This is a genomic window from Sporomusa malonica (assembly GCF_900176355.1).
Taxonomy (GTDB): domain Bacteria; phylum Bacillota; class Negativicutes; order Sporomusales; family Sporomusaceae; genus Sporomusa; species Sporomusa malonica.
This window is the reverse complement of the sequence record NZ_FWXI01000006.1, coordinates 156,945-180,601: the sequence shown is the minus strand read 5'-3', so window position 1 is coordinate 180,601 and position 23,657 is coordinate 156,945. Positions and strand designations below refer to the sequence as shown.

Here is a 23,657-nt window from a genome sequence, read left to right as displayed (position 1 = left end):
GGAGCGATAAGTTTAATGGCAATTCGAGTTTTAGTTGTAGATGACGCTGCATTTATGAGAATGATGATTAAAGATATCTTATCAAAAAATGGCTACGATGTAGTTGGCGAAGCGGAGAATGGTCTTAAGGCAGTAGAAAAATATCAGGAGCTTAAGCCCGATTTGACAACTATGGATATTACCATGCCGGAAATGGATGGAATTACTGCAGTAAAAGAGATTAAGAAAATTGATGCTGCCGCCAAAGTTATCATGTGTAGTGCAATGGGGCAGCAGGCTATGGTTATTGAGGCAATTCAATCAGGAGCGCGTGACTTTATCGTTAAGCCGTTTCAGCCTGACCGTGTCCTTGAAGCTGTACGCAAGGCAGTCGGTTAGCCAGTTACTCATGTTAAATCATCAGCGCTTCTGTGGTAGTATGTTAGTAATTTTTTTAATTACATTGTTGTTTACAACCCATGGGTTGGCCGCTGGAGAAACAGGTGAATATCTTAAATATCAAGAACCGCAGCCGCCAGCATCCTCTTGGCTTGCGGCCAGTGGTTATATTGTGTCATTAGTATTAACTTTTCTCTTAGTTCTTGGTCTTGCCTACTTTACTTCTCGATTTTTAGCACAGAGAATCAATGGTTCCACAGGGCTTAATAGCGGAAAAATTCATGCTACCTTATCATTAGGCGCTAATCGTGCTGTTTACGTAGTAGAGATAGCAGGTAAGTTTATGGTTTTGGGCGTTACTGAACACAGTATTTCGCTGCTCAAGGAGATTACCGCTCTGGAGGATATTGAGCAACTAAAAGTTCCAATGAATAATAATTTACCGCCTGAGCAGTTTGAAAATGTTTTTCACCGTCAGTTAAATTCCCTTAAACAGTTGAATAAAAGATTTCCCGCTGCTTTTGGTTCAGACACTCGCGAATTAAACGAGAAGGAGCATGAGAACGACATTAGGAAGAGGTAAATAGAGTGTCACGACATGTTAACTATTTAAAAACATGCAAATATCATGTTTGGCTGTTAGCGATAGGTTTGGCAGTGGCATTTCCGCTGATAGCTGAGGCAGCTCCACTGATACCTATTCCCAATGTTAACATTGGGGTGGAGCAAGCTAATAGCCCGCAAGACACAGCCCTTAGTCTGCAGGTTCTGTTGACGCTAACGGTGCTTTCACTTGCGCCATCGATTCTAATTATGATGACATCCTTTACGAGAATTATTATTGTATTGTCATTTTTACGAAGTGCAATGGGAACTCAGCAAATGCCTCCAAATCAAATATTAGTTGGCCTTGCATTGTTTTTAACTTTCTTTACTATGTCACCGTATTTTGACCAGGTAAACAAGGGTGCGTTGCAGCCTATGCTTACTGGGGCAATTACTCAGGAAACAGCCATGACTGAGGCTATGAAGCCGATGCGAGAGTTTATGTTTAAACAGACTCGCGAAAATGATTTGGCACTGTTTGTCAACTTATCAGAAACGCCGCGGCCCAATTCGCCAGAGGATGTTCCAACATCTGTCTTAATCCCTTCATTTGTTATTAGTGAACTAAAAACTGCATTTCAAATTGGTTTTTTAATATATATTCCTTTTATCGTAATTGATATGGTGGTAGCTAGCACTCTTATGGCAATGGGCATGATGATGGTGCCGCCTGTTATGATATCTCTGCCGTTTAAAATATTACTATTTATTCTAGTCGATGGCTGGCATCTAATTGTCCGGTCATTGGTTACTAGTTTTAATTAGGGGGGGGCGCCGATGTCGGGAGATATGGCCATCCAAATTGGACGTGATGCGTTAGCTATGGTCATGCTGGTTTCAGCCCCTATGCTGGGTCTAGGTCTAATAGTTGGTATCCTTGTAAGCGTATTTCAAGCAACAACGCAAATACAGGAACAGTCACTTGCGTTCATTCCTAAAATTATTGCCGTCTTTGTCGCCATACTGGTTTTTGGGCCGTGGATGCTTAGCCTGATTGTCGATTATACACGGGAGCTTTTTTTAAGTCTTCCCAATATGATACATTAGCTAAAAGGAGGCCAGCCCCCATATATTAGATAGGTGGTAAGACATATTGGATTTATTTACTTTACTGCAAAATCAGGTAGGATTTTTCTTGCTGATGTTTGCGCGAATTAGCGGGATCTTTTCATCAGCCCCTATATTTGGTTCCCGCAACGTTCCAGTAATAGTCAAAGCAGGGCTGTCATTAATAATATCCTATATTTTACTGCCGCTTTTAATTCGACCTACTTTTGTTGCTCCCGATTCTCTGTTGCCTTATGTAGCGCTTGTAATTGGGGAATTTATGATTGGTTTAATTCTAGGATTTGCCTGTTCATTTATTTTTTATGGAATACAGATGGCTGGTTCGCTTCTTGATACTCAGATTGGGTTTGGTATTGTTAATGTCTTAGATCCCCAATTTGGTCAACAGGTTCCACTTGTTGGTAATTTTAAATATATCTTAGCAATGTTGGTGTTTTTGGTAAGTAATAGTCATCATCTTTTTCTTTCAGCTTTATTCTCAAGCTTTAAGCTTATTCCGGTAACTGAAGGAGTTTTTAGGGCAGATGTAGCTACTATTGCAGTTGATATGGTTACTAGTATTTTTGTAATTGCACTAAAAATTAGTTTGCCTGTATTGGTCTCACTGTTGCTTACTGATGTGGCGCTTGGTATTTTAGCCCGCACTATGCCTCAAATGAATATTTTTGTTGTTGGTGTGCCGGGCAAAATTATTGTCGGCATTTTTGTACTATCTTTGGCCTTGCCATTTTATATAGGCTTTTTGGAGGTGATTTTCAATGGTTCTTTCCACGATATTTATCGCCTCCTCGGAAGCTTCGCGCCAGTTTAAAGATAATCAGTATAAATTTAACACATTTGATTTACAATTGTTTAATGGTGAAAAGACAGAAGATGCTACTCCTAAACGTAAGGAAGAGTCTAGAAATAAGGGCCAAGTAGCAAAAAGTACTGAAATTAGTGCTGTATTTATAATTATGGGTGCCTTCTATACGCTGAAGTTGCTAGGTGTTAGTATTTATACTGAATTGGCTGGCTATATGAAAGCAATCTTCTCTAGCTTGGCGACAACAGATTTCACTATTAATTCTATTCATATATTATTTTTGAATGTAATTCTGGTTCTTTTAAAAACTGTTTTTCCAATTCTGTTAGTTATTATGGTAATAGCAGTGGCGGTTAACTATATGCAGGTTGGAGTTATTTTTTCAACGAATGTTCTAATGCCAGACTTTAACAAAATCAACCCTTTAACTGGTTTTGGGCGCCTGTTTTCTAAAAGATCACTTGTTGAGCTTGTAAAGGCTATTTTTAAGGTAGCTATTATCGGTTACTTTATTTACCGGTTTGCTATTAGTCAGACCGCTAATATCCCCAAACTAATTAGCATGGAGTTAATTGACTCTCTTAAGTTAGCTGGTTCCTTAACGATTGACCTAGCTTTTCAGATTATCGCCGTTATGATGGTTCTTGCAGCCTGTGATTATTTTTATCAGTGGTGGGAGCATAACCAAAGTCTTAAAATGTCTAAGCAAGAAATAAAAGAGGAATTCAAACAAACTGAAGGCAATCCGCAGATTAAAGGTAAAATTAAAGAAAAGCAACGGGCTATTGCTATGCGACGAATGATGCAGGAAATACCCAAGGCCGATGTTATAGTGACAAACCCTACTCACTTGGCGATTGCTCTAAAGTATGATAAGAATATGTCAGCTCCGGTAGTTTTGGCAAAGGGCCAGGATTTTCTGGCTGAACGTATCAAACAGGTAGCACGGGAAAATAAAATTGTGGTAGTGGAAAACAAACCGCTAGCCCGAGCACTCTATCCTGTTGTTGAAATAGGCAATGTGATACCGCCTGAGTTATATCAGGCAGTTGCAGAGGTTTTAGCCTATGTATACCGTTTAAAGAAACGCCTGTCCTAGTAGAAGGAGCGAATAAATAATGGCTACTCAACAATCCAGGCTGTTTGCAGGTCTGGAAAAATACAGCGACATTATGATATCTGTTGCCATTATTACTATCGTGGTAATGATGATCATTCCGTTGCCGACAATTCTCCTTGATCTGCTCTTGACGCTTAACATTACTCTGGCTTTAATCATTGTGATGGTGGCGGTCTACAATATAGAGCCTTTGGAGTTTTCGGTATTTCCGTCACTCCTTTTAATAACTACCTTATTTCGATTGGCGCTCAATGTGTCTTCAACCCGTCTAATTTTGCTTGACGGCCATGCCGGAGAGGTAATTGCTGCCTTTGGTAATTTCGTAGTAGGTGGTAATGCCGTAGTTGGCTTTATCGTATTTGTTATCTTGATTATCATTCAGTTTATCGTAATTACCAAAGGCGCAGAACGTGTTGCCGAAGTTGCGGCTCGCTTTACGCTGGATGCTATGCCTGGTAAACAAATGAGTATTGACGCCGACCTTAATGCCGGACTTATTACTGATAAAGAGGCTCGTGATCGCCGCAAAAATATTCAGCGGGAAGCCGACTTTTATGGTGCTATGGATGGTGCAAGTAAGTTTGTTAAAGGTGATGCAATTGCCGCCATTATTATTATTATTATAAATATTGTTGGCGGTTTTATTATCGGCATGCTTCAGCGTAACATGGATGTTCTGCAGGCGTTACAGACCTATACGTTGTTAACAGTCGGTGAGGGGCTAGTCAACCAAATACCTGCGCTATTAATATCTACTGCTACTGGTATTGTTGTAACCCGGGCTGCATCTGAGGCTAATTTGGGAAAAGATCTTACCAGACAAATAATTAATAACCCTCGGATATTTTTTATTGCGTCAGGTGTATTGTGTTTGTTAGGTATTATCCCTGGATTACCAGGCTTTCCGTTCTTTCTGCTTAGTCTTATTACAGGGGGAATTGGTTATCTTCTTATAAGGACTCAGCAGTCTGAAGTTCAGATGGAAATGTCTCAGCAAGAAGAAAAAGAAAAAGAAGAAGTGCGCAAGCCTGAGAATATTGTTTCTTTGCTGCAGGTTGACCCCATGGAACTGGAGATTGGCTATAGCCTGATTCCGTTAGTGGATGTCAGTCAGGGAGGGGACTTATTAGACCGGGTTGTAATGATTCGCCGTCAGTGTGCGCTGGAGCTTGGACTGATTGTTCCAACAATCAGGATACGCGATAACATTCAGCTTAAACCCAACATCTACGTGATAAAATTAAAAGGAATTGAAATTGCCAGAGGCGAATTAATGCTTGATCATTTTTTAGCTATGGATTCAGGAGCAGCATTTGAGCCAGTGCCGGGAATTGAAACTGTTGAGCCGGCTTTTGGTTTACCTGCGCTTTGGATTCAGGAATCTTATCGTGAGCAAGCTGAACTTGCCGGGTATACAGTGGTTGATCCAGTCTCAGTGCTGGCGACTCATCTAACCGAGATTATCAAGTCACATGCTGCAGAAATATTGGGACGTCAAGAAGTACAGACCTTAATTGAGTCTGTAAAGCAAAACAATTCGGCAGTAGTTGATGAACTGACACCAAATCTCCTGTCGCTTGGCGAAATCCAAAAAGTACTTTCGAATTTGCTGCGTGAGAAAATTTCGATCAGGGATTTAGTAACAATTTTTGAAACGCTAGCTGATTATGCTCAGCTAACCAAAGACACGGAAGTTTTAACTGAGTATGTTCGTCATGCATTAGCCCGTCAAATCTCTAAGCAGTTTGTGAATAACAATATTTTAACATGTCTGACTATCGACCCACAGCTCGAAAATACAGTAATTAACGCTGTACAGCGTACCGAACAAGGTTCATATGTTGCGTTGGAACCCCAACGGGTTCAAGCGATTATCAGCAGTCTTACAAATGAGCTACCGAAACTTACCAATATGGGTTATCAGCCAGTAGTGCTTACTAGCCCAGGAGCTAGGTTATATTTTCGCAAATTAACAGAACGGGTAGCGCCAAACTTAACTATTTTATCATACGCTGAACTGGATGCAAAAATCGAAGTGCAGGCGCTAGGGATGGTGAGGTTATAGCTTGAAAGTTAAACTATTTACAGCACAAAATATGGCTGAAGCAATGGCTCAGGTTAAGCAGGATTTAGGCCGGGATGCCATTATATTGCATACTCGCCGTTTCCGAAAAGGAGCTATTTTTGGTTTTTTTGGTAAAGAAATGGTGGAAGTTATGGCTGCAGTGGATTCGGCAGCAGCAACAATATCTGAGAAAAAACCTAAGATAGTTGTGCCTGCTGCTACTGATGATACTCAGATGACGGCGCTCCAACTTGAGATGTCCAATATGCGAAAAATGATAGAGCAAGTGCTATGCCAGTTACCCCAAAATAGCAAGCAATATTCTTCGCTCATGGACTTATTAATAAAGAATGATATAGAGCCGCTTATTGCCGCTAATCTCGTAAAAGGTCTGCCTGATGAAAAATCACTTGTCGGCAGTGATCAAAGTATTGTTCGCAAACTTCTACTTGACCGAATTGTGAATTTTTTGCAAAAAATTGATGGTATTGATATATCACCTTCGGGTTGCAAGACTGTGGCTTTGATTGGCCCAACAGGTGTTGGCAAGACTACTACTGTCGCTAAATTGGCTGCTAATTTTGCATTAAAAGAAGGGTATAAGGTAGCATTGGTTACAGCCGATACCTATCGTATTGCAGCCGTTGAACAACTGAAAATATATGGCGACATTATTGGAGTTCCAATAGAGATTGTGTATTCTCCAGATGAACTTAAAGCTGCCCTGTACAGGCACAATGATAAAAACTTAGTTTTAATTGATACTGCTGGGCGTAGTCCTAGCAATCACTATCAGTTGACTGAGCTGCAGGCGCTTTTAGCCGTTGATCCGTATATCGAGACACACCTTGTGTTGAGTACGACAACTAAATATAAAGATGCCTTAGAAATAGTAAATAAGTTTTCGGTTTGTTCTCCGCAGAAGTTCTTGTTTACTAAAGTTGATGAAGCAAGTAATTTAGGAACCATTCTTAATTTGTTGTATCACTTTCCCACAACAGTATCTTATATGACTACAGGACAGAGTGTTCCTGATGATATTGAGTTAGCTAGTTCTACTAAATTGGCAAATATGATTTTGAGGGATTAAAAAAATGAGTGATCAAGCTGAGAAACTACGTCAAATGACACTAAATTCTTCAATCCCTAAAAGTCCGATTATTAAGCAAAGTCCTAAAAGCCGAGTAATCACGGTTACCAGTGGTAAAGGTGGTGTGGGAAAGACCAATTTTACTGTAAATCTGGCGCTGGCTTTAGCGGCACTTGACCAAAAGGTATTAGTTATTGACGCCGATTTAGGGATGGCCAATGTTGAGGTTGTGTTGGGGTGTTCAGCTGCTTATAATATTCTTAATTTGTTGGAAGATGGGCTCAATATTAATGATGTTGTCACTGAAGGCCCACGCGGCATTAAATTTATGGCCGGAGGATCTGGAATTTATCATTTGGCTAATCTAAGTGATGCTCATCTAAAGCATATTGTGGGCCAAATATCTTTATTTGATAATTGGGCTGATATTGTTTTAGTTGATACAGGGGCTGGTCTTAGTCGTAATGTCTTAAATTTTGTTATGGCTGCCGATGAGGTTATTATTATTACCACACCTGAACCTACAGCCATTACCGACGCGTATGCCATGATGAAAGCGTATACGGGACAAAATGGGGTTGCACCGCTTCGATTGGTCGTTAACCGCATCTTAGATCTTGACGAAGGTCAAATGGTTGTAGACAAACTACTGCGCGTTTCCCAGAGGTTTCTTGATGTATCCATCAATAACCTTGGTTATGTATATGAAGATCGCAATATGGTTAAAGCTGTTAAAACCCAGATACCGCTTTTAATGTCATTCCCAGATGCCATATCGTCTCGGTGTATTGAGAACATTGCTCAACGTTTACTTTATGGCGAAAATACTCATAAGCCTCGAGGGATGAGAGGATTTTTTCATAAGTTTTTAGAATTTATCTGGTAGTTCCTCTATGGTGAGGAGGAGGTTCTGATTAGTATTAAGCCTGAAGATATTTTTAAAATTAATCAGCGTATCGAAGTTATTGTGCCCAACCGGAGTGGGCTTGCCGAGAAATACCGCAGTCGAATTGAAGATATTACAGATAATATGGTTATTGCCATGCCTATGAGTAAGGGAGTACCTATAATGCTGCAGCGGGGTGAAGTATTTTTCGGGCGGTTAGTGGAAGATTGTGTAGCGTATGAGTTTACAACCTCTTTGATTGCCAAGCAGCTTCAGCCTCTGCCAGCGTGGATTATTACTCTGCCTTACGATGTGAAAAAAATTCAACAGCGAGCTTTTGTTAGGATTGACACTGCTTTGCCGGTACAAATTGCAGAAATTATTGATGGTAAGGTAGTCGAAGATAAAATAATTAATGCAGTAACAAAAGATATTAGTGGCGGCGGCGTACAAATAGCTATTAACCGCCATTGGCATATTGGTACTAATCTATTGATTACAGTTAACTATCCTGAAATTGGGCCAGTTACCTTGAGAAGTCAAGTTATCAGGGTGCAACAGCCCCAACCGGACAGAGAGGTATTTTGGGTGGGGATTAAGTTTCTGGAAATTAACGAAAAGGACCGTGGCAATATTATTAAATTTATCTTCAAAAGGCAACTTGAGCAGCGTCGTAAAGGCCTGGAATGACTTTTAGCGTATTGGTGGTGAGCTTGTGTGATAAAAGTGCTGATTGTAGATGACTCTGTATTCATGCGTAAGCTTCTGAGCGATTTATTTGCAAGTGAAGCTGATTTTACGGTTGTTGATACTGCTCGTAACGGCAAAGACGCAATTGATAAAGTGAAACGTCTTAAGCCTGACTTAGTTACAATGGATGTTGAGATGCCGGTATTAGATGGCATCAAGGCATTAGAACAGGTTATGAAAGAATGCCCGACACCTGTAGTTATGATTAGCAGTTTAACTCAAGCTGGCGCTGAGGCAACTTTGCAGGCCCTTGAGTTAGGTGCTGTTGATTTTGTTGCTAAAACAGCTGGGCCTATTTCCAACATTTTAGAAATACGAGCTGAGATATTGAGCAAATGCAGGGAAGCCGTAAAAGCCAATGTTTCTCAGCTTGTAAAGGTGCAACCGGCAAACATGTTAAACACATCGCTAAAAACGTCTCCGCCGATGGGGGTGTTTGCGGACGGACGCATTGTTGCTATTGGTACTTCTACTGGAGGGCCTCGCGCCTTGCAGGAGATTATCACTAAGCTCCCGGGTAACATTCCCTGCGGAATTGTTATTGTCCAGCATATGCCGCCTGGTTTTACTAAATCATTGGCTGAGAGGTTAAATTCATTATCTTCTGTTACTGTTAAAGAAGCCGAGCATAATGATATTATACGTCCAGGTCTAGTTCTAATTGCACCAGGAGATTACCATATGGTAGTAGAAAGAGAAGGGGGGAAGGCAGTTATTAAACTTAATCAAAATCCCCCGCTTGGTGGGCATAGGCCGGCAGTAGATCCCATGCTGGAATCAGTAGCACGTATTTTTGGTAGTAAGGCAATTGGGGTTATTTTAACCGGCATGGGGCATGACGGAGCTAAAGGAATCCAGGCTATCAAGCGCCAGAACGGCCAAACCATTGCCGAAGATCAATCAACGGCAGTTGTATTTGGAATGCCGAAATCAGCAATTGAAATGGGTGTAGTTGATAAAATAACACCTATTACTGGTGTAGCCGCTGAAATACTTAGAGCTTTATCTAAACAATAAGCAGAAAATGTGATACGGGGGTGTTGATGGATGGACATTAGTCAATATATGGGGATGTTTTTAGAAGAATCACGAGAGCATCTGCAGACATTAAACAATTGTTTACTTGATCTCGAAAATGACCCAGGGAGTTTATCGGTACTTGATGAAATATTTAGAAGTGCTCATACCATAAAAGGCATGTCTGCCACTATGGGCTTTACTACAATTGCTGAGCTAACCCATGAAATGGAGAACGTTCTTGATTTGTTACGTAAAGGAACACTTCAGGCCAATGACGATATTACGGATATTTTATTCAAATGTGTTGATACATTAGAGCAATTAGTAGAGAATGTAGCATCAAACGCTGATAATCCCATTGACATTAAACCGCTTATTTCAAAACTTGTAGCTATTGCCAAGGGTGAATTTTTTGCGGCATCTAAAACTCAAATGGCACAGCCTGTAATGAATCGATCTGACGAGGAGTCTAATTTAATCGAAGCCATTAAACTCGACGAGACCGAGATTAATGTTGTCAAGGCTGCAAAAAAGCAGGGTATTGAGTGTTATGAAGTTCATGTTACCCTGCGGACAGGGTGTCTGCTTAAATCTGCCAGAGCCTACATGGTAATGAATGCCTTAGAGGAACTTGGTGAAGTCATTAAGAGTATCCCAGCCGTTGAAGAGTTGGAAAAAGAAAACTTTGACCATACTTTTCAAGTTCTTATTTTGACCGGTGTTGACTCTGAAAAGATTGAGAATACTGTCTTAAGTATTTCGGAAGTAGAGAACGCTACCGTTGTTTCATCAGTAACTCCCGATAATAAGCAAAGATCACTGCAAAATTCTATTTCACAATCAGAAAGCTTGGAAATTAATAAAATTGACAAAAAGACTGCGGGAGATAAACCTGACAAGCCAACTATTAATGAACATGCATCTGTAGCTGATAAAAAACTTAAAAGTGGTCAATCGGTAAGGGTGGATATTGACAAGCTGGATAGTTTACTCAATCTTGTTGGTGAGTTAGTTATTAATAAAACGAGGCTTGAGCAAATAGGTTTAACTCACCGGCTTGCTGAACTTGTCGAGACAATCGAACAAATGGATAGGGTCACTACAGATTTACAAGCAGTTGTCATGAAAGTCCGCATGGTTCCGGTTGGCCAAGTCTTCAACCGCTTTCCACGAATGGTTCGTGATTTGTCACGCGAGTTGAATAAAGAGGTTAACCTTATAATCCAAGGCGAAGAAACTGAGCTTGACCGTACTGTTATTGACGAAATCGGCGATCCATTAGTGCATCTCTTAAGAAATTCTATTGATCATGGTGTTGAGCAACCGGCTGAGCGTCAGGCTAAAGGTAAAAATCCTGTCGGGGAAATTCGCCTAATTGCTCGCCATGAAGGTAATAATGTCATTATAATGGTCGAAGATGATGGTAAAGGCATAAATGCCGATATCATTAAACAAAAAGCACTGGAAAAGGGGCTTATTACTCAAGCTGAAGCAGATAAAATGGAACCGGCAGAGGCCGTCAGGCTTGTATTTCTACCCGGTTTTTCCACTGCTGATGTAGTCACCGATGTCTCTGGGCGTGGCGTAGGCATGGATGCCGTTAAGACTAAGATTGAATCATTAGGCGGCATGGTAGATGTTGAAACGAGAATTAATGAAGGCAGTAAGTTCAAGATTCGACTGCCGTTAACATTAGCTATTATTCAGGCGTTACTCGTAAAAGTTTGTGAAGAGATTTATGCCATCCCGCTAGGGGCAATTGACAGTACAATAAATATCACTCCAGAAGATATAAAAACTATTCAAAACCAAGAAGTTATCCTGCTTAGGGGACAAATCATTCCCATTGTGCGTTTAGCAAATGTCCTTAATGTTCCTAATACATGCACTCATAATCAGGATGAATTGTTTGTCGTAATTGTTCATATGGGTGAACATCGTGCAGGGATAATTGTCGATACACTTATTGGGCAGCAAGAAATCGTAATTAAATCTATGGGCAAATTGTTGGCTGGCATTAAAGTTATTGCTGGTGCTACTATTTTAGGTAACGGTCAAGTAGCGCTTATTCTGGATGTTGGCGCATTAAAGCAATAAGCAGGAGGGAATAAGATGTCTGAGGTAACGTATTCCGGCAATGAAATCCAGTTGGTAGTATTTAAACTGGGGCGCGAAGAGTATGGTGTCAGTATCCTGCAGGTCCAGGAGATTAAGCGAATGACCGAGATTACCCGTGTGCCGCATTCACCTGACTACATAAAAGGTGTAATGAATTTGCGTGGCAGTGTATTGCCAGTTATTGACTTAAAAAAAAGGTTAAATTTACCACAGCAGGATTATACAGATGATACTCGGATAATTATTATTAAGGTTGAGGATATAACTATTGGTATGATTGTTGATGCTGTGTCAGAAGTAACAACAATTGATCAAAATAACATTGAGCCTCCACAAGCGGTAGTAGGTGGTATTGCTGCTGACTATTTGAGTGGTGTAGGTAAAATGGAAGACCGGCTTTTAATCTTGCTTAACGCAGATGCGATAATTGGTATAGGCCAGGAAGTTAAAGCTGGCTAATATTTAGCTACAGATGTTAAAGGGGTGGAGAAATTTGTCTGAAGATATATTGAAACTATCGCCATTGCAGTTAGACGCTTTGAGGGAGATTGGTAATGTTGGAGCCGGCAATGCCGCAACAGCCTTATCCCAACTCATTAATCAAAAAATTGATATGACAGTTCCTGAGGTATCAATTTTACCTTTAGGTGAAGTGCCTGAGGTGGTGGGTGGTCCTGATGCAATGGTAGCAGGCGTCTATCTCAGAGTTTTTGGCCCGGCGCCTGGCAGTATTTTATTCCTCCTTCCCCGTGAAAGTGCCTTTTATCTGGTTGATATGCTAATGGGGCGTACTCAAGGTGAAACTCAGCTTCTTAATTCCATGGATGAATCAGCCTTAATGGAAATTGGTAACATATTAGCAGGCGCTTATTTGAATGCTCTATCCCATTTTACCAAATTAACATTGCTGCCATCTATTCCTGCTTTAGCGATTGATATGGCTGGAGCTATTCTAAGTGTCATTTTGATTCAGATAGGGCAAATGGGTGATCATGCTTTGGTTATAGAGACCGAGTTTACTACTGATAATGACGGTGTAAAGGGGCATTTTTTCCTTATTCCTGACCCCGGTTCCCTCAATACAATTTTGACGGCAATTGGGGTGAAGGAATAATGGCGGAACTAATAAAAGTAGGAATGGCTGATTACAAGGTTGGGCGTAATCCCGATAGTTTAATCAGTTACGGATTAGGATCTTGTGTTGGGATTGCTTTATTTGATCCGATTACAAAGGTCGGAGGTTTGGCTCATATTATGTTGCCGGACAGTACGCAAGCCCGTTCAGCTGATAATCCGGCAAAGTTTGCTGATACTGCTTTACCTTTGATGCTTAGTGAAATCATTAAAATGGGGGCAGTCAGATCGCGGATTACAGCTAAGATTGCCGGCGGTGCACAAATGTTTACGTTTACCAATACTACTGATATTATGCGAGTGGGTGAACGTAATGCTGAGGCAGTACGGTTAATACTTAAAAAGTTGGAGATTAGATTAGTTGCCGAAGATACTGGTGGCAACTATGGACGCACAGTCGAATTGAAACTGGATACAGGGATTTTTCGAGTAAAAACTATTGATAAAGGTGAAAAAGAACTGTAATTTTGGAGGAAGGACTATGACGCTAAAGTTACGGGTCGGCCTATATATGGCGCTTATTGCTGGCATGTTGACCTTATTGGTTGGTGTTATGAGCAGTGTTACACCAACTGTTATTTTATACCGGGCATTAGTATCTGTAGTCCTTTTTGCGATATTAGGATATACATCTGGGCAATTTGCTGAACGTTACCTGCGGGAAAAACTTGATGAAACAGCGCCGGCGGGCAAGCCGATTGATGTTATTAGTCTTGACGAACACGGGGATGAGCTGCCAGCTTCGGAATTTAAGCCCCTGAATCCTGAAAGCTTTGAAAATATAACACTAACTCAAAAGTAGGATGGGGGTAAGCGTTAATGGCAGGTAATGACGCTGAACAGAAGGCTGCTAACACACTCAAGCTTTGGCAAGAATATTGTATTAACCGCAACCTAGAGATTAGGGAAAAGCTTATTGAGAATTATCTGTCATTAGTTAAGCTAGTGGCAGGTCGGATTGCAGTCAGTCTCCCTCAGCATGTAGACAAGGATGATTTAATCAGTAATGGCTTTTTAGGACTTATGGAATCCATTGAGCGTTTTGATCCTAACAGAGGCGTTAAATTTGAGACCTATGCAGTTGTACGTATCAGGGGAGCTATCCTAGATTCGCTTAGAGCCCAGGATTGGGTTCCTGCTACAATTAGGCAGAAAGCCCGGCAGTATGAACAGACCGTAGCCAAGTTAGAACATGGGCTTGGTCGCTCGGTAAGCGATGAAGAAATTGCTATGGCAATGAAAATTTCTCTTAGTGAATTATACACACTTATCAATCATTTGAATACCAGTACACTTATTCCATTAGAGGAGTTTACCAGAACGGAGACTGCTTCACAGCACACGCCAAATCCGTCTCAACACCTTGAAGAAGAAGATGTAAAAGCTATGCTAGCAAAAAGTATAGACAAGCTGCCGGAGAAGGAACGTTTGGTAGTTAGTCTATATTACTATGACGGACTAACACTGAAAGAAATAAGTTTAATTTTAAAATTGTCGGAAGCGCGCATTTCACAACTTCACACTAAGGCCATCTTCCGATTGCGTGGCGCTTTATCAAGATTAAAATCAAGTCTTGTTTGAATTTTAATCATTTAGTGGTATTGAGATGGGGGAGACATATGAGCGATAATGAACGCTTTTTAGAACAGGCTGATGATAAAATTAGTTCCCTTGACGGATATTTTAATATTTCAACAGATGATCAGGGCGTTTATTTAGCTGTCTACCCGCCACAAGGTGCGGGGCACCCTGTAAAAATCCCACAGATCATTGAGAACTTGGCTGGCCGCGGGATTAGCAAAGTGGACAACACTTTGCTTTTACGTGTTGTAAAAGAGGCGTTGGGAACTCCGGTTAAGGTTGCTGAGAAGCCGGCCGAAGTTGAACCAGATATTCAGATTCTGGTCGCACGTGATAGAATGGAAGCTTCGTTACAGGTTGATCTACCGAAGGGTTGCCGTTTACTAACTGTTGATGACATTATGAGCAAGGCGAAAGGTTCTGGTATAGTTTATGGAATTGACCTTGCGGCAATTGAATCGGCAATTGCTCGACCTGGGAGTACAGTCGTTTGTGCAAAAGGGTTAAGGCCTGTCGATGGGGCTAACGCCTATATTACTTATTATATAGATTTGGAGAATAAAGGGCGTCCTGTTGAGTTAGAAGACGGGCGGGTTGACTTTAAAAATCTCAATATGTTCACCACTGTTCAGAAAGATGAGTTGTTGGCAGAAAAGATACCGCCTACACCAGGTACGGCTGGAATTGATATTTTGGGGAATGAAGTTCCAGCTAAGCCAGGCAGAGATATAATGGTACCGATGGGAAAAAATGTATATGCTATTGAAGGTTTAAAGGTACATGCTGCGCAAGCCGGCCAGCTTGTTGCTGTTAATAATAAAATAAACGTAATACCCATTATTGAGATTAAGGGTGATGTTGATTTATCTACCGGTAACATTGAATTTGTTGGCAGCGTACTGATTCAGGGGTCGGTCCAAACCGGGTTTAGTGTTAAAGCCGAAGGTAATGTTGAGATTGCTGGCAATATCAGCGGCGGAATTGTCGAAGGAAAAAATGTTACTGTTCGTATGGGGATTCAAGGCATGCACAGAGGTTATATCAAAGCAACTGAGAATGTAGTCGCAAAATATATTGAAAATGCAACAGTTCATGCCGGCAAGGATGTTATTGTAAGCGATGTTATTCTGCACAGCAAGGTAAATGCTGCCAAACGGGTAATCGTGGAAGAGCGCCGCGGTTTAATCGTAGGCGGCCAGATATCGGCTGGTGAGGAAATCAGGGCAAAAATTATTGGTACTGGTTCAGCAACGAACACTGATATTGAAGTCGGTGTAAATCCTCAATTGCGTGAAGAGTACCAAGAGGTACGCAAAGAAGTGAGAAAACTCGAATTTAATCTTGAGCAAGCGCAGAAGGCGCTAACTATATTAAGAGCTATGGATCAAAATTGTTTGCCGCCAGAGAAGCGCGAGATGCTTCTTAAACTCACTAAAGCCCAATTTCATCTAATTGGTCAAATTGAAACTATGCGCAACCGAATTGCTGAAATTGAACTTGGGCTGGAAGAAATGCGCTATGGGCATATTAAAGTATCTGATATTGTTTATCCAGGAGTTAAATTGGTGGTAGGAACACTGGTAAAGCCAGTCCGGGATTCTATCAAGTTTGCCAGTTTCTACGCTGAAGACGGGGAAATTAAAGCAGGTTCTTATAAGTAGCGATAATCCACCAATCAGCTTAAATTTATGATTGGGCGGTGATGCAAAATGAGCATCAGATCAATTGATATGCAGGTGCTTATTCCAAGAGCCACAGAAGCTCAAAAACATCAGAGCAGTATTACCCAGCAAGGTACGTTGCAACAGCAGCAGTTTGCTGAGCAAATGCAAAAAATAGCAGAAGTAAGACAGCAGCAAGTTCAAGGCTTGGTGAAAGGTCAGGGTGGAAAGGTAGAACGTGATGAAACAAAAGATCAACACAGTAAACAGCGTTCTAATCGCTATCCGCAGCAAAATACTGCCGATGGTCAGGTAGAAATTTCTGATCAAGAGAATTCCGAAAACGCTGCTATCGGTCAGGACCCCGTGCTTGGCCATATTATTGATATAAAAATGTAACTACGAGGTGCTGCTCTTGCTTACCAACGTTATTATTTTCATCCTTGCCGTATTGCTTTTGGTATTTTTCCTGATATACAAAAAGGAAATGATTATGAAGATGTTTGCCTTAAACGTATCTACCCCGGCTAATGAGTTTACCCAGCAAATCGAACGAACTGCTGATTCGGTAGTTAAGCGGCTAGAGGATGAGGCAGAAAAGATTGAGCTCTTATTAGATGAAGCTGAGGCAAAGATTAGCATACTTAGCCGTCAAGTTGAGCATGCCAATCGAATTGTTGAACAATTAATTAATTTAGAAAACAAGTGGGTTGTGGCTGGACAAAATAAGGTCGCCTTACCGGACTCTAATATTAATGATAGGGCGACGGCTTTAGGTCAATATGAAATAGTCAAACCTTTTGATAAACCAGATATAATTGATAGGCCTGTGGTCAAGGAACCGGTGAATACTAATAAAAAACACCAACTTATTATTGCTATGGCCGATCAAGGATATAATGTTACTGAGATTGCTAAAGCTACTGGTATGGGTAAAGGCGAAATTATGCTTCTTCTACAGTTGAATAAAAAATAAAAGGATTGGCATAATAAAAAGTGAAAAATAAGAACTTTTAAGAGAGTTTGACTTGTTATCCAGAGAAAGTTATGCTATACTATTTTTCGGTGTTATCACACACGCAATCCAATTTTGCCACTGTGCCAGAAAAAATGGTGTCGGCAAAAAATGCGGATTGCGGCGGTAATTTAACAGGAGGTGTATATTATGTCAGTTATTTCCATGAAACAGCTTTTGGAAGCTGGTGTGCATTTCGGACATCAAACCAGAAGGTGGAACCCCAAAATGGCCCCGTACATATTTACGGAGCGTAACGGTATCTACATTATTGATCTACAAAAAACAGTTAAAAAGGTGGAGGAAGCGTATAATTTTGTGCGCGACCTAGCTGCCCAAGGGCAAACCATGCTGTTCGTAGGTACCAAAAAGCAGGCTCAGGAAGCCGTGAAAGAAGAAGCGATCAGATGTGACATGTTTTATGTTAATGAAAGATGGCTTGGCGGTATGCTGACCAATTTCCAGACTATTCAAAAACGCATTAACAGATTGCGTGAACTTGAAAATATGGAAGAAAAAGGCATGTTTGAAGTGTTGCCTAAGAAAGAAGTAATTACTTTGCGCCATGAGATGGAAAGGCTGCAGAAGTTTCTCGGTGGCATTAAAAATATGCACAAACTTCCAGGCGCGCTCTTTATTATTGACCCCCGCAAAGAACGCATTGCTGTGGCTGAAGCCCGTAATTTAGGTATTCCTATTGTTGGTATTGTTGATACCAATTGTGATCCTGATGAAATTGACTATGTTATCCCCGGTAACGATGACGCAATTCGCGCTGTCAAGTTACTTACTGCAAAAGTTGCTGACGCTATTTTGGAAGGTCGTCAAGGCGAACAGATGGCAGAATAACCTTATTATGTACAGTTTAAAGGTAAGGGGCTTTTTTGCCCTCTTACCTTTAATGATAGCTAGGAGGATTTTATATGATAACTGCTGGAATGGTTAAAGAATTACGGGAACGTACTGGTGCAGGCATGATGGATTGTAAAAAGGCGCTGAGCGAAACCAACGGAGATATGGAAAAAGCTGTTGACTTTTTACGGGAGAATGGATTGGCTGCTGCAGCAAAAAAAGCTAGCCGCGTAGCTTCTGAAGGACTTGTTGAAGCATATATCCATGGATCAGGACGGATCGGTGTCCTTGTTGAAGTTAACTGTGAAACCGACTTTGTTGCCAAAACTGATGACTTTAAGTCATTAGTAAGAGATATAGCCATGCAAATAGCTGCTGCTAACCCAAGCTATGTTGCTCGCCAAGAAGTACCTGAGGAAATATTGAATCATGAAAGAGAAATACTTCGGGCTCAGGCACTTAATGAAGGTAAACCGGCTCATATCGTTGAGAAAATGATTGAAGGCCGCTTGAAAAAGTTTTATGAAGAAACTTGTCTTTTAGAACAAACTTTCATCAAGGATACGGATAAAACCATAACTCAATTAATTACTGAAAGAGTGGCCAAAATTGGCGAAAACATCTCTGTCCGTCGTTTTACCAGATATCAATTAGGTGAAGGTATTGAGAAAAAAGCCAATGATTTTGCGGCTGAAGTGATGGCAGCTGTTAAAAAATAGGAGAACACTTTGTGTTCTCTTTTTTCTAAAGAAAACACGGCTAGCGCCAAGCCGTTGGCGAAGCGCAAGCCGATGTTGGCCTTATCCAGGAGATAGTTATACTTTCTATCAGGATAAAAAAATATTGTGCCAAATAAAGGATTTATTCACTATTCGTAGAAATATAATTTAGAGGAGGTTCCCGTATTGGTCGCTGGTAAATATAAACGCGTTGTTTTAAAATTAAGTGGTGAGGCCTTGGCTGGGAATAAAGGCTATGGTGTAGATCCTGTTGTGGTTGATTCGATCGCCAAAGAAATTAAAGAGGTTAAAGCCAATAATTTGGATGTAGCTATTGTTGTTGGCGGTGGGAATATTTGGCGCGGCCTTGCCGGCAGTGCTAAAGGAATGGATCGGGCCACTGCAGACTATATGGGCATGCTAGCAACTGTAATGAATGCACTGGCTTTGCAGGATGCGCTTGAGCATTGTGGTGTTGATTCTAGAGTACAGAGCGCTATTAATATGCAACAAGTTGCTGAACCATATATTCGCCGCAGGGCTATACGCCATATGGAAAAGGGACGCGTAGTTATTTTTGCAGCTGGCACGGGAAATCCCTATTTTTCAACTGATACGACAGCCGCGTTAAGAGCAGCTGAAATTGAGGCTGATGTAATCTTAATGGCGAAAAAGAATGCTGACGGAGTCTATGATTCAGATCCCCGTCACAATCCGGATGCCAAAAAATTCAAAGAACTTGAATATATCGAGGTGTTGCAGCGTGGTTTAGGCGTTATGGACTCGACTGCTACCTCGCTGTGTATGGATAATAAAATTCCAATTGTAGTATTTAGTATCGATGAGCCTGGCAATATCTTGCAAGCTGCATTAGGCAAAGATATAGGAACTATCGTTGGGGGAGAAAAAAAATGACAGTCAAGGAAATTTACTCTGGCCATGAAGACAAGATGAGAAAAGCGTTAGAAGTGTTAAAGAAAGAGTACGGTAGCTTGCGTGCAGGAAGGGCAACCCCTTCTCTTTTGGAAAAAGTTTTGGTAGATTACTATGGTACGCCAACTCCTGTCAATCAGGTGGCAAATGTTTCGGTTCCCGAGCCGAGAATGATTGTTATTCAGCCATGGGAAAAAACAATGATTAACGCGATTGACAAGGCTATCCAAAAGTCAGACTTAGGGCTGATGCCAAATAGTGATGGTATTGTCATTAGGTTGTCTATTCCGCAGCTTACGCAAGAGCGGCGCTCAGAAATCGTCAAAGTCATACATAAAAAAGCTGAAGAATCCAGAGTAGCTATCCGCAACCTACGACGTGATGCTAATGATGATATTAAAAAAGTCGAAAAGGATAAGTTAATCTCTGAAGACGAGGCTAAAAAGGCTCAGGATGACATTCAGAAACTTACAGATAAATATGTCAAAGAAGTAGACCAAGTCATGGCTACAAAAGAAAAAGAAATAATGGAAGTGTAACGGATTGGATACAGTTGCGCAACCATTATCTGCGGTAATATGTAAGTTGAAACAAGAGAATATTAACTATACTGTTACAATGACTCAGCCTTCACGCACAATGTTTCAACTGCAAGATACGCTTTATGTTATTAGGCAGCAATCAGACGCCAATGGTATTTATAATTTAACAGTTGCTGCTAAAATGGGAAAGGAGGTGTTTTAAGTAATGGCCTACAAAATTACAGACGACTGTGTTGCATGCGGTTCTTGCGCTGCCACTTGTCCGGTTGAAGCCATCAAAGAAGGTGAGCCTATTTACACCATCACTGATGAATGTGTTGAGTGTGGCGCTTGTGCGGCAGTTTGCCCGACTGGTGCAATTAAAGCTCCGGAATAATTTAAATCCCCCTCGCAAGAGGGGGTTTAAATTTGATATTCGTTGGCTAAATTTACTAGATTTAGGGGATAATTTTGGTAATGAATACAGCTAAAGTTTAGCGGAGGGCTTAGTGTGTGGAAGAAGTGGTTTTCTAAAAAAGATAATCAGGAACAAACAAGCTATAACAATATTGACTCAGCAAGAATTCCTAAGCATGTCGCTATAATTATGGATGGTAACGGCCGATGGGCTCAAAAAAGAGGTTTTCCCCGTACTTTAGGCCACCGAGCTGGTGCTGAAACCTTACGGGAAGTTGTGAAAGCATCTGCTGAAATTGGTATACAGGTATTAACTGCTTATGCATTTTCTACTGAAAATTGGCGGCGGCCGGACGAGGAAGTTAGTTTACTTATGAGTCTGCTGGCTGATTATCTGGATAATGAGATTGCCGAACTTGAGCAGAATAATGTGCAGATTCGGTTTATTGGTAAGATTGATGAACTGGCCCCAACCTTGCAGAAGAAAATTGAAAAAGCTCAGGCGCAAACGGCTCACAATACCGGCTTGATTTTAAATTTAGCCGTAAATTATGGTGGACGGACTGAGATCTTGCGTGCTGTTAAAATAATTTCAGAACAAGTTCTAAATAAAGAACTAGAGCTACAAGATATTAATGAGTCAACTATTGAAGAAAACCTATATACTGTTAACCTGCCAGCGCCAGATTTATTAATCAGGCCAAGCGGAGATTTTCGTATTAGTAATTTTTTGTTATGGCAGATGGCATATACTGAATTTTGGTTTACCGAGATTAACTGGCCAGATTTTAAACCAGAGCATTTAGTACAGGCAATATACGAATTTCAACAGCGGGAACGGCGGTTTGGTGGTATTAAAAATACGAAAAAACGGTAGGTGCCTACATTGCTTGGTATGCGTATCTTAACAGCAGTTATTGGAATACCAGTCGCCATTTACATTATCAATTACGGAACATGGGTATTTGCCACTGCTGTAGCATTGCTTGCGGTGGTTGCATGGCATGAGTTTGCTAAAATGATGTATGCCAAAGATATAAATGTTCAATATGGTATTGGACTACTTAGCATCATTTTAGCCTTAGGTTGTGCATGGCTTGGTAACGAGCAGGAATTGATTATGGTAATTCTCTTGCTTGTTTTACTGATAATGGCAAAAACGGTAATTTCCCATAATAATTTTGGGATTATTGATGCGGCTATTACCCTTTTGGGGACACTATATGTTAGCTTGCCATTTTCCCATTTATTACTTCTTCGATTCACTGAACAACAGCAATACATACCCACCATACTAGGCAATTTATCTGCTGGCGCAGTTTATCTCTGGCTGGCTTTTATCGGAACATGGGCCAGTGATACCATGGCATATTTTGTAGGTTCAATATTTGGGCGCCACAAGTTATGTCCGGCCATCAGTCCTGGGAAAACGTATGAGGGAGCGGCTGGAGGGTTAGTTGGCAGTGTTATTGGTATTACCGCTATGGGGGCACTAGGTGGATTGTCGCTTATACATACTTTAATCCTAGGATTTTTGGTAGGTATCGCCGCTCCAGTAGGTGACCTTGCAGAATCTGCATTAAAGCGATTTACCGGAGTCAAGGATTCTGGTAACGCACTGCCAGGGCATGGGGGAGTGCTCGATCGTTTTGACGCCATTATGTTTGCCGTTCCGGTAGTATATTATTATGTTAAAGCTTTTATTATATCGTAGAATTTTAGACAGGAGAGCCTCTTTATGCAGCAAATCGCCGTTTTAGGAAGTACTGGGTCAATTGGCACACAAGCATTGGATGTTATTGCCGCTAATACGGATAAATACAAAATAACTGTTTTGGCTGCTTACCAAAGCGAACAGTTGCTGGCAGAGCAAATTGAATATTTTAAACCTAAATTTGCTGTGTTAATTGATAAACAAGCGGCTGATCGTATGGCTGCCAGATATCATGGACCGACAAAAATTTTAACTGGTGAGGAAGGGCTTCTGGAAGCTGCGACTTTTCAACAGACAGATACAGTTTTAACATCTCTAGTTGGTTTTGCCGGTCTAAAGCCAACTATTGCTGCCATAAAAGCAGGAAAAAATATTGCTCTGGCAAATAAGGAAACGTTAGTAGCTGCCGGTGAATTCGTCATGGCTTTAGCGAAAGAACATAATGTGAGCATTTACCCTGTCGATAGCGAACATTGTGCTGTTTTTCAATGTTTGCAAGGAGAAAGCAAAAGACAGATTGCTCGTATTATTTTAACTGCTTCTGGTGGGCCATTCCGAGGACGGACAATTGATGAACTAGAGAATGTTACTGTTGAGGATTGTTTACGTCATCCTAACTGGTCTATGGGGCGCAAAATTACTATTGACTCAGCTACACTAGCCAATAAAGGATTGGAAGTCATTGAAGCAAAATGGTTATTTGGCGTGGACTATGAGCAAATTGACGTGTGTGTTCATCCACAGAGTATAATTCATTCTATGGTCGAATTTATTGATGGCAGCGTTATGGCCCAGCTCGGCTTGCCTGATATGCGGTTGCCAATCCAATATGCTTTGTCTTACCCTGAGCGGTTACCAACTAGTTTCCCGCGCCTAGACTTTAAGGCTTTGTCAGCTTTAACATTTGATGTGCCTGACACCGTTAATTTTCCAGCATTAAAATTAGCTTATGATGCTGGGAAAAAGGGAGGAACAATGCCGTGTGTTTTCAATGCTGCCAATGAAGTGGCAGTATACGCCTTTCTGAATAACGAAATTCGCTTTCTTGATATCCCAAAAGTAATAGCTAATACTATGGAAAGTCATACAATCGTTCATAATATAGATCTAGACCAAATATATATAGCAGATACTTGGGCCAGGCGCTGTGCGCTTACGGCTGTAGCTGATTTCAGAAAACGGTAACCAGTACTTGAAAGGTTGG

At 41.0% G+C, this 23,657-nt stretch carries 29 protein-coding genes; all 29 read left to right on the top strand.

The window, feature by feature from the left end; genetic code table 11:
• Positions 1 to 15: 15 nt before the first annotated feature.
• The 29 genes from B9A22_RS09160 (at position 16) to B9A22_RS09020 (ending at position 23,638) form a co-directional block, all read left to right on the top strand.
• A complete protein-coding gene (locus B9A22_RS09160) occupies positions 16 to 378 on the top strand; it encodes a response regulator (protein WP_084575418.1) in 363 nt (120 codons plus the stop codon).
• A 10-nt stretch (positions 379 to 388) separates the two neighbouring features.
• Positions 389 to 961, top strand: coding sequence for a flagellar biosynthetic protein FliO (gene fliO, locus B9A22_RS09155; protein ID WP_084575417.1), 573 nt, complete (start codon positions 389 to 391; stop codon positions 959 to 961).
• A 53-nt stretch (positions 962 to 1,014) separates the two neighbouring features.
• Complete coding sequence (fliP, locus tag B9A22_RS09150) at positions 1,015 to 1,749, top strand: flagellar type III secretion system pore protein FliP (protein ID WP_084575515.1); 735 nt, start codon at positions 1,015 to 1,017, stop codon at positions 1,747 to 1,749.
• 12 nt (positions 1,750 to 1,761) lie between these two features.
• Complete coding sequence (gene fliQ, locus B9A22_RS09145) at positions 1,762 to 2,031, top strand: flagellar biosynthesis protein FliQ (RefSeq protein ID WP_084575416.1); 270 nt, start codon at positions 1,762 to 1,764, stop codon at positions 2,029 to 2,031.
• Between the two features lie 46 nt (positions 2,032 to 2,077).
• Complete coding sequence (gene fliR / locus B9A22_RS09140; protein WP_084575415.1) at positions 2,078 to 2,863, top strand: flagellar biosynthetic protein FliR; 786 nt, start codon at positions 2,078 to 2,080, stop codon at positions 2,861 to 2,863.
• The gene (flhB, locus tag B9A22_RS09135; protein ID WP_084575414.1) at positions 2,811 to 3,956 is read left to right on the top strand and encodes a flagellar biosynthesis protein FlhB; all 1,146 of its coding nucleotides are present in this window, start codon (positions 2,811 to 2,813) and stop codon (positions 3,954 to 3,956) included. The genes fliR and flhB overlap by 53 nt, the downstream gene beginning before the upstream one ends.
• Before the next feature lie 19 nt (positions 3,957 to 3,975).
• The gene (gene flhA, locus B9A22_RS09130) at positions 3,976 to 6,042 is read left to right on the top strand and encodes a flagellar biosynthesis protein FlhA (protein ID WP_084575413.1); all 2,067 of its coding nucleotides are present in this window, start codon (positions 3,976 to 3,978) and stop codon (positions 6,040 to 6,042) included.
• A gap of 1 nt (position 6,043) precedes the next feature.
• Positions 6,044 to 7,132, top strand: a complete 1,089-nt coding sequence (gene flhF / locus B9A22_RS09125) for a flagellar biosynthesis GTPase FlhF (RefSeq protein WP_084575412.1) — start codon at positions 6,044 to 6,046, stop codon at positions 7,130 to 7,132.
• Between the two features lie 4 nt (positions 7,133 to 7,136).
• Positions 7,137 to 8,018, top strand: a complete 882-nt coding sequence (locus B9A22_RS09120) for a MinD/ParA family protein (protein ID WP_084575411.1) — start codon at positions 7,137 to 7,139, stop codon at positions 8,016 to 8,018.
• 24 nt (positions 8,019 to 8,042) lie between these two features.
• Complete coding sequence (locus B9A22_RS09115) at positions 8,043 to 8,708, top strand: flagellar brake protein (protein ID WP_342747821.1); 666 nt, start codon at positions 8,043 to 8,045, stop codon at positions 8,706 to 8,708.
• A gap of 27 nt (positions 8,709 to 8,735) precedes the next feature.
• Positions 8,736 to 9,785: a protein-glutamate methylesterase/protein-glutamine glutaminase gene (locus B9A22_RS09110; protein ID WP_084575409.1), complete on the top strand. Its 1,050-nt coding sequence runs from the start codon at positions 8,736 to 8,738 to the stop codon at positions 9,783 to 9,785.
• Positions 9,786 to 9,815: 30 nt separating this feature from the next.
• Entirely contained in the window at positions 9,816 to 11,885 is a 2,070-nt protein-coding gene (locus B9A22_RS09105; RefSeq protein ID WP_084575408.1) for a chemotaxis protein CheA, read from the top strand.
• 15 nt (positions 11,886 to 11,900) lie between these two features.
• A complete protein-coding gene (locus B9A22_RS09100; protein WP_084575407.1) occupies positions 11,901 to 12,365 on the top strand; it encodes a chemotaxis protein CheW in 465 nt (154 codons plus the stop codon).
• Between the two features lie 34 nt (positions 12,366 to 12,399).
• Positions 12,400 to 13,020, top strand: a complete 621-nt coding sequence (locus tag B9A22_RS09095) for a chemotaxis protein CheC (protein WP_084575406.1) — start codon at positions 12,400 to 12,402, stop codon at positions 13,018 to 13,020.
• Positions 13,020 to 13,505: a chemotaxis protein CheD gene (locus tag B9A22_RS09090; protein ID WP_084575405.1), complete on the top strand. Its 486-nt coding sequence runs from the start codon at positions 13,020 to 13,022 to the stop codon at positions 13,503 to 13,505. Before B9A22_RS09095 ends, B9A22_RS09090 begins: the two co-directional genes overlap by 1 nt.
• 16 nt (positions 13,506 to 13,521) lie before the next feature.
• A complete protein-coding gene (locus B9A22_RS09085; protein ID WP_084575404.1) occupies positions 13,522 to 13,842 on the top strand; it encodes a hypothetical protein in 321 nt (106 codons plus the stop codon).
• A gap of 17 nt (positions 13,843 to 13,859) precedes the next feature.
• A complete protein-coding gene (locus tag B9A22_RS09080; RefSeq protein WP_084575403.1) occupies positions 13,860 to 14,621 on the top strand; it encodes a FliA/WhiG family RNA polymerase sigma factor in 762 nt (253 codons plus the stop codon).
• A 38-nt stretch (positions 14,622 to 14,659) separates the two neighbouring features.
• On the top strand, positions 14,660 to 16,282 hold the full coding sequence (locus B9A22_RS09075; protein WP_084575402.1) for a flagellar assembly protein A: 1,623 nt from the start codon (positions 14,660 to 14,662) through the stop codon (positions 16,280 to 16,282).
• A gap of 48 nt (positions 16,283 to 16,330) precedes the next feature.
• The gene (locus tag B9A22_RS09070; RefSeq protein WP_084575401.1) at positions 16,331 to 16,681 is read left to right on the top strand and encodes a hypothetical protein; all 351 of its coding nucleotides are present in this window, start codon (positions 16,331 to 16,333) and stop codon (positions 16,679 to 16,681) included.
• Positions 16,682 to 16,697: 16 nt separating this feature from the next.
• Complete coding sequence (locus B9A22_RS09065) at positions 16,698 to 17,258, top strand: DUF6115 domain-containing protein (RefSeq protein WP_084575400.1); 561 nt, start codon at positions 16,698 to 16,700, stop codon at positions 17,256 to 17,258.
• Positions 17,259 to 17,447: 189 nt separating this feature from the next.
• A complete protein-coding gene (rpsB, locus tag B9A22_RS09060) occupies positions 17,448 to 18,146 on the top strand; it encodes a 30S ribosomal protein S2 (RefSeq protein ID WP_084575399.1) in 699 nt (232 codons plus the stop codon).
• Positions 18,147 to 18,220: 74 nt separating this feature from the next.
• Positions 18,221 to 18,868 carry a translation elongation factor Ts gene (gene tsf / locus B9A22_RS09055; RefSeq protein ID WP_084575398.1) on the top strand — a complete coding sequence of 216 codons (648 nt, stop codon included), beginning with the start codon at positions 18,221 to 18,223 and terminating at the stop codon, positions 18,866 to 18,868.
• 186 nt (positions 18,869 to 19,054) lie between these two features.
• Positions 19,055 to 19,783: a UMP kinase gene (pyrH, locus tag B9A22_RS09050; protein WP_084575397.1), complete on the top strand. Its 729-nt coding sequence runs from the start codon at positions 19,055 to 19,057 to the stop codon at positions 19,781 to 19,783.
• Positions 19,780 to 20,340 carry a ribosome recycling factor gene (gene frr, locus B9A22_RS09045; protein WP_084575396.1) on the top strand — a complete coding sequence of 187 codons (561 nt, stop codon included), beginning with the start codon at positions 19,780 to 19,782 and terminating at the stop codon, positions 20,338 to 20,340. The genes pyrH and frr overlap by 4 nt, the downstream gene beginning before the upstream one ends.
• A gap of 4 nt (positions 20,341 to 20,344) precedes the next feature.
• The gene (locus B9A22_RS09040) at positions 20,345 to 20,545 is read left to right on the top strand and encodes a hypothetical protein (RefSeq protein ID WP_084575395.1); all 201 of its coding nucleotides are present in this window, start codon (positions 20,345 to 20,347) and stop codon (positions 20,543 to 20,545) included.
• A 3-nt stretch (positions 20,546 to 20,548) separates the two neighbouring features.
• Complete coding sequence (locus B9A22_RS09035) at positions 20,549 to 20,719, top strand: DUF362 domain-containing protein (RefSeq protein ID WP_084575394.1); 171 nt, start codon at positions 20,549 to 20,551, stop codon at positions 20,717 to 20,719.
• Between the two features lie 114 nt (positions 20,720 to 20,833).
• Positions 20,834 to 21,616, top strand: coding sequence for an undecaprenyl pyrophosphate synthase (locus tag B9A22_RS09030; protein ID WP_084575393.1), 783 nt, complete (start codon positions 20,834 to 20,836; stop codon positions 21,614 to 21,616).
• Positions 21,617 to 22,453, top strand: a complete 837-nt coding sequence (locus B9A22_RS09025) for a phosphatidate cytidylyltransferase (RefSeq protein ID WP_245823910.1) — start codon at positions 21,617 to 21,619, stop codon at positions 22,451 to 22,453.
• Positions 22,454 to 22,477: 24 nt separating this feature from the next.
• Positions 22,478 to 23,638 carry a 1-deoxy-D-xylulose-5-phosphate reductoisomerase gene (locus tag B9A22_RS09020; protein ID WP_084575392.1) on the top strand — a complete coding sequence of 387 codons (1,161 nt, stop codon included), beginning with the start codon at positions 22,478 to 22,480 and terminating at the stop codon, positions 23,636 to 23,638.
• The last annotated feature ends 19 nt before the right edge of the window (positions 23,639 to 23,657 follow it).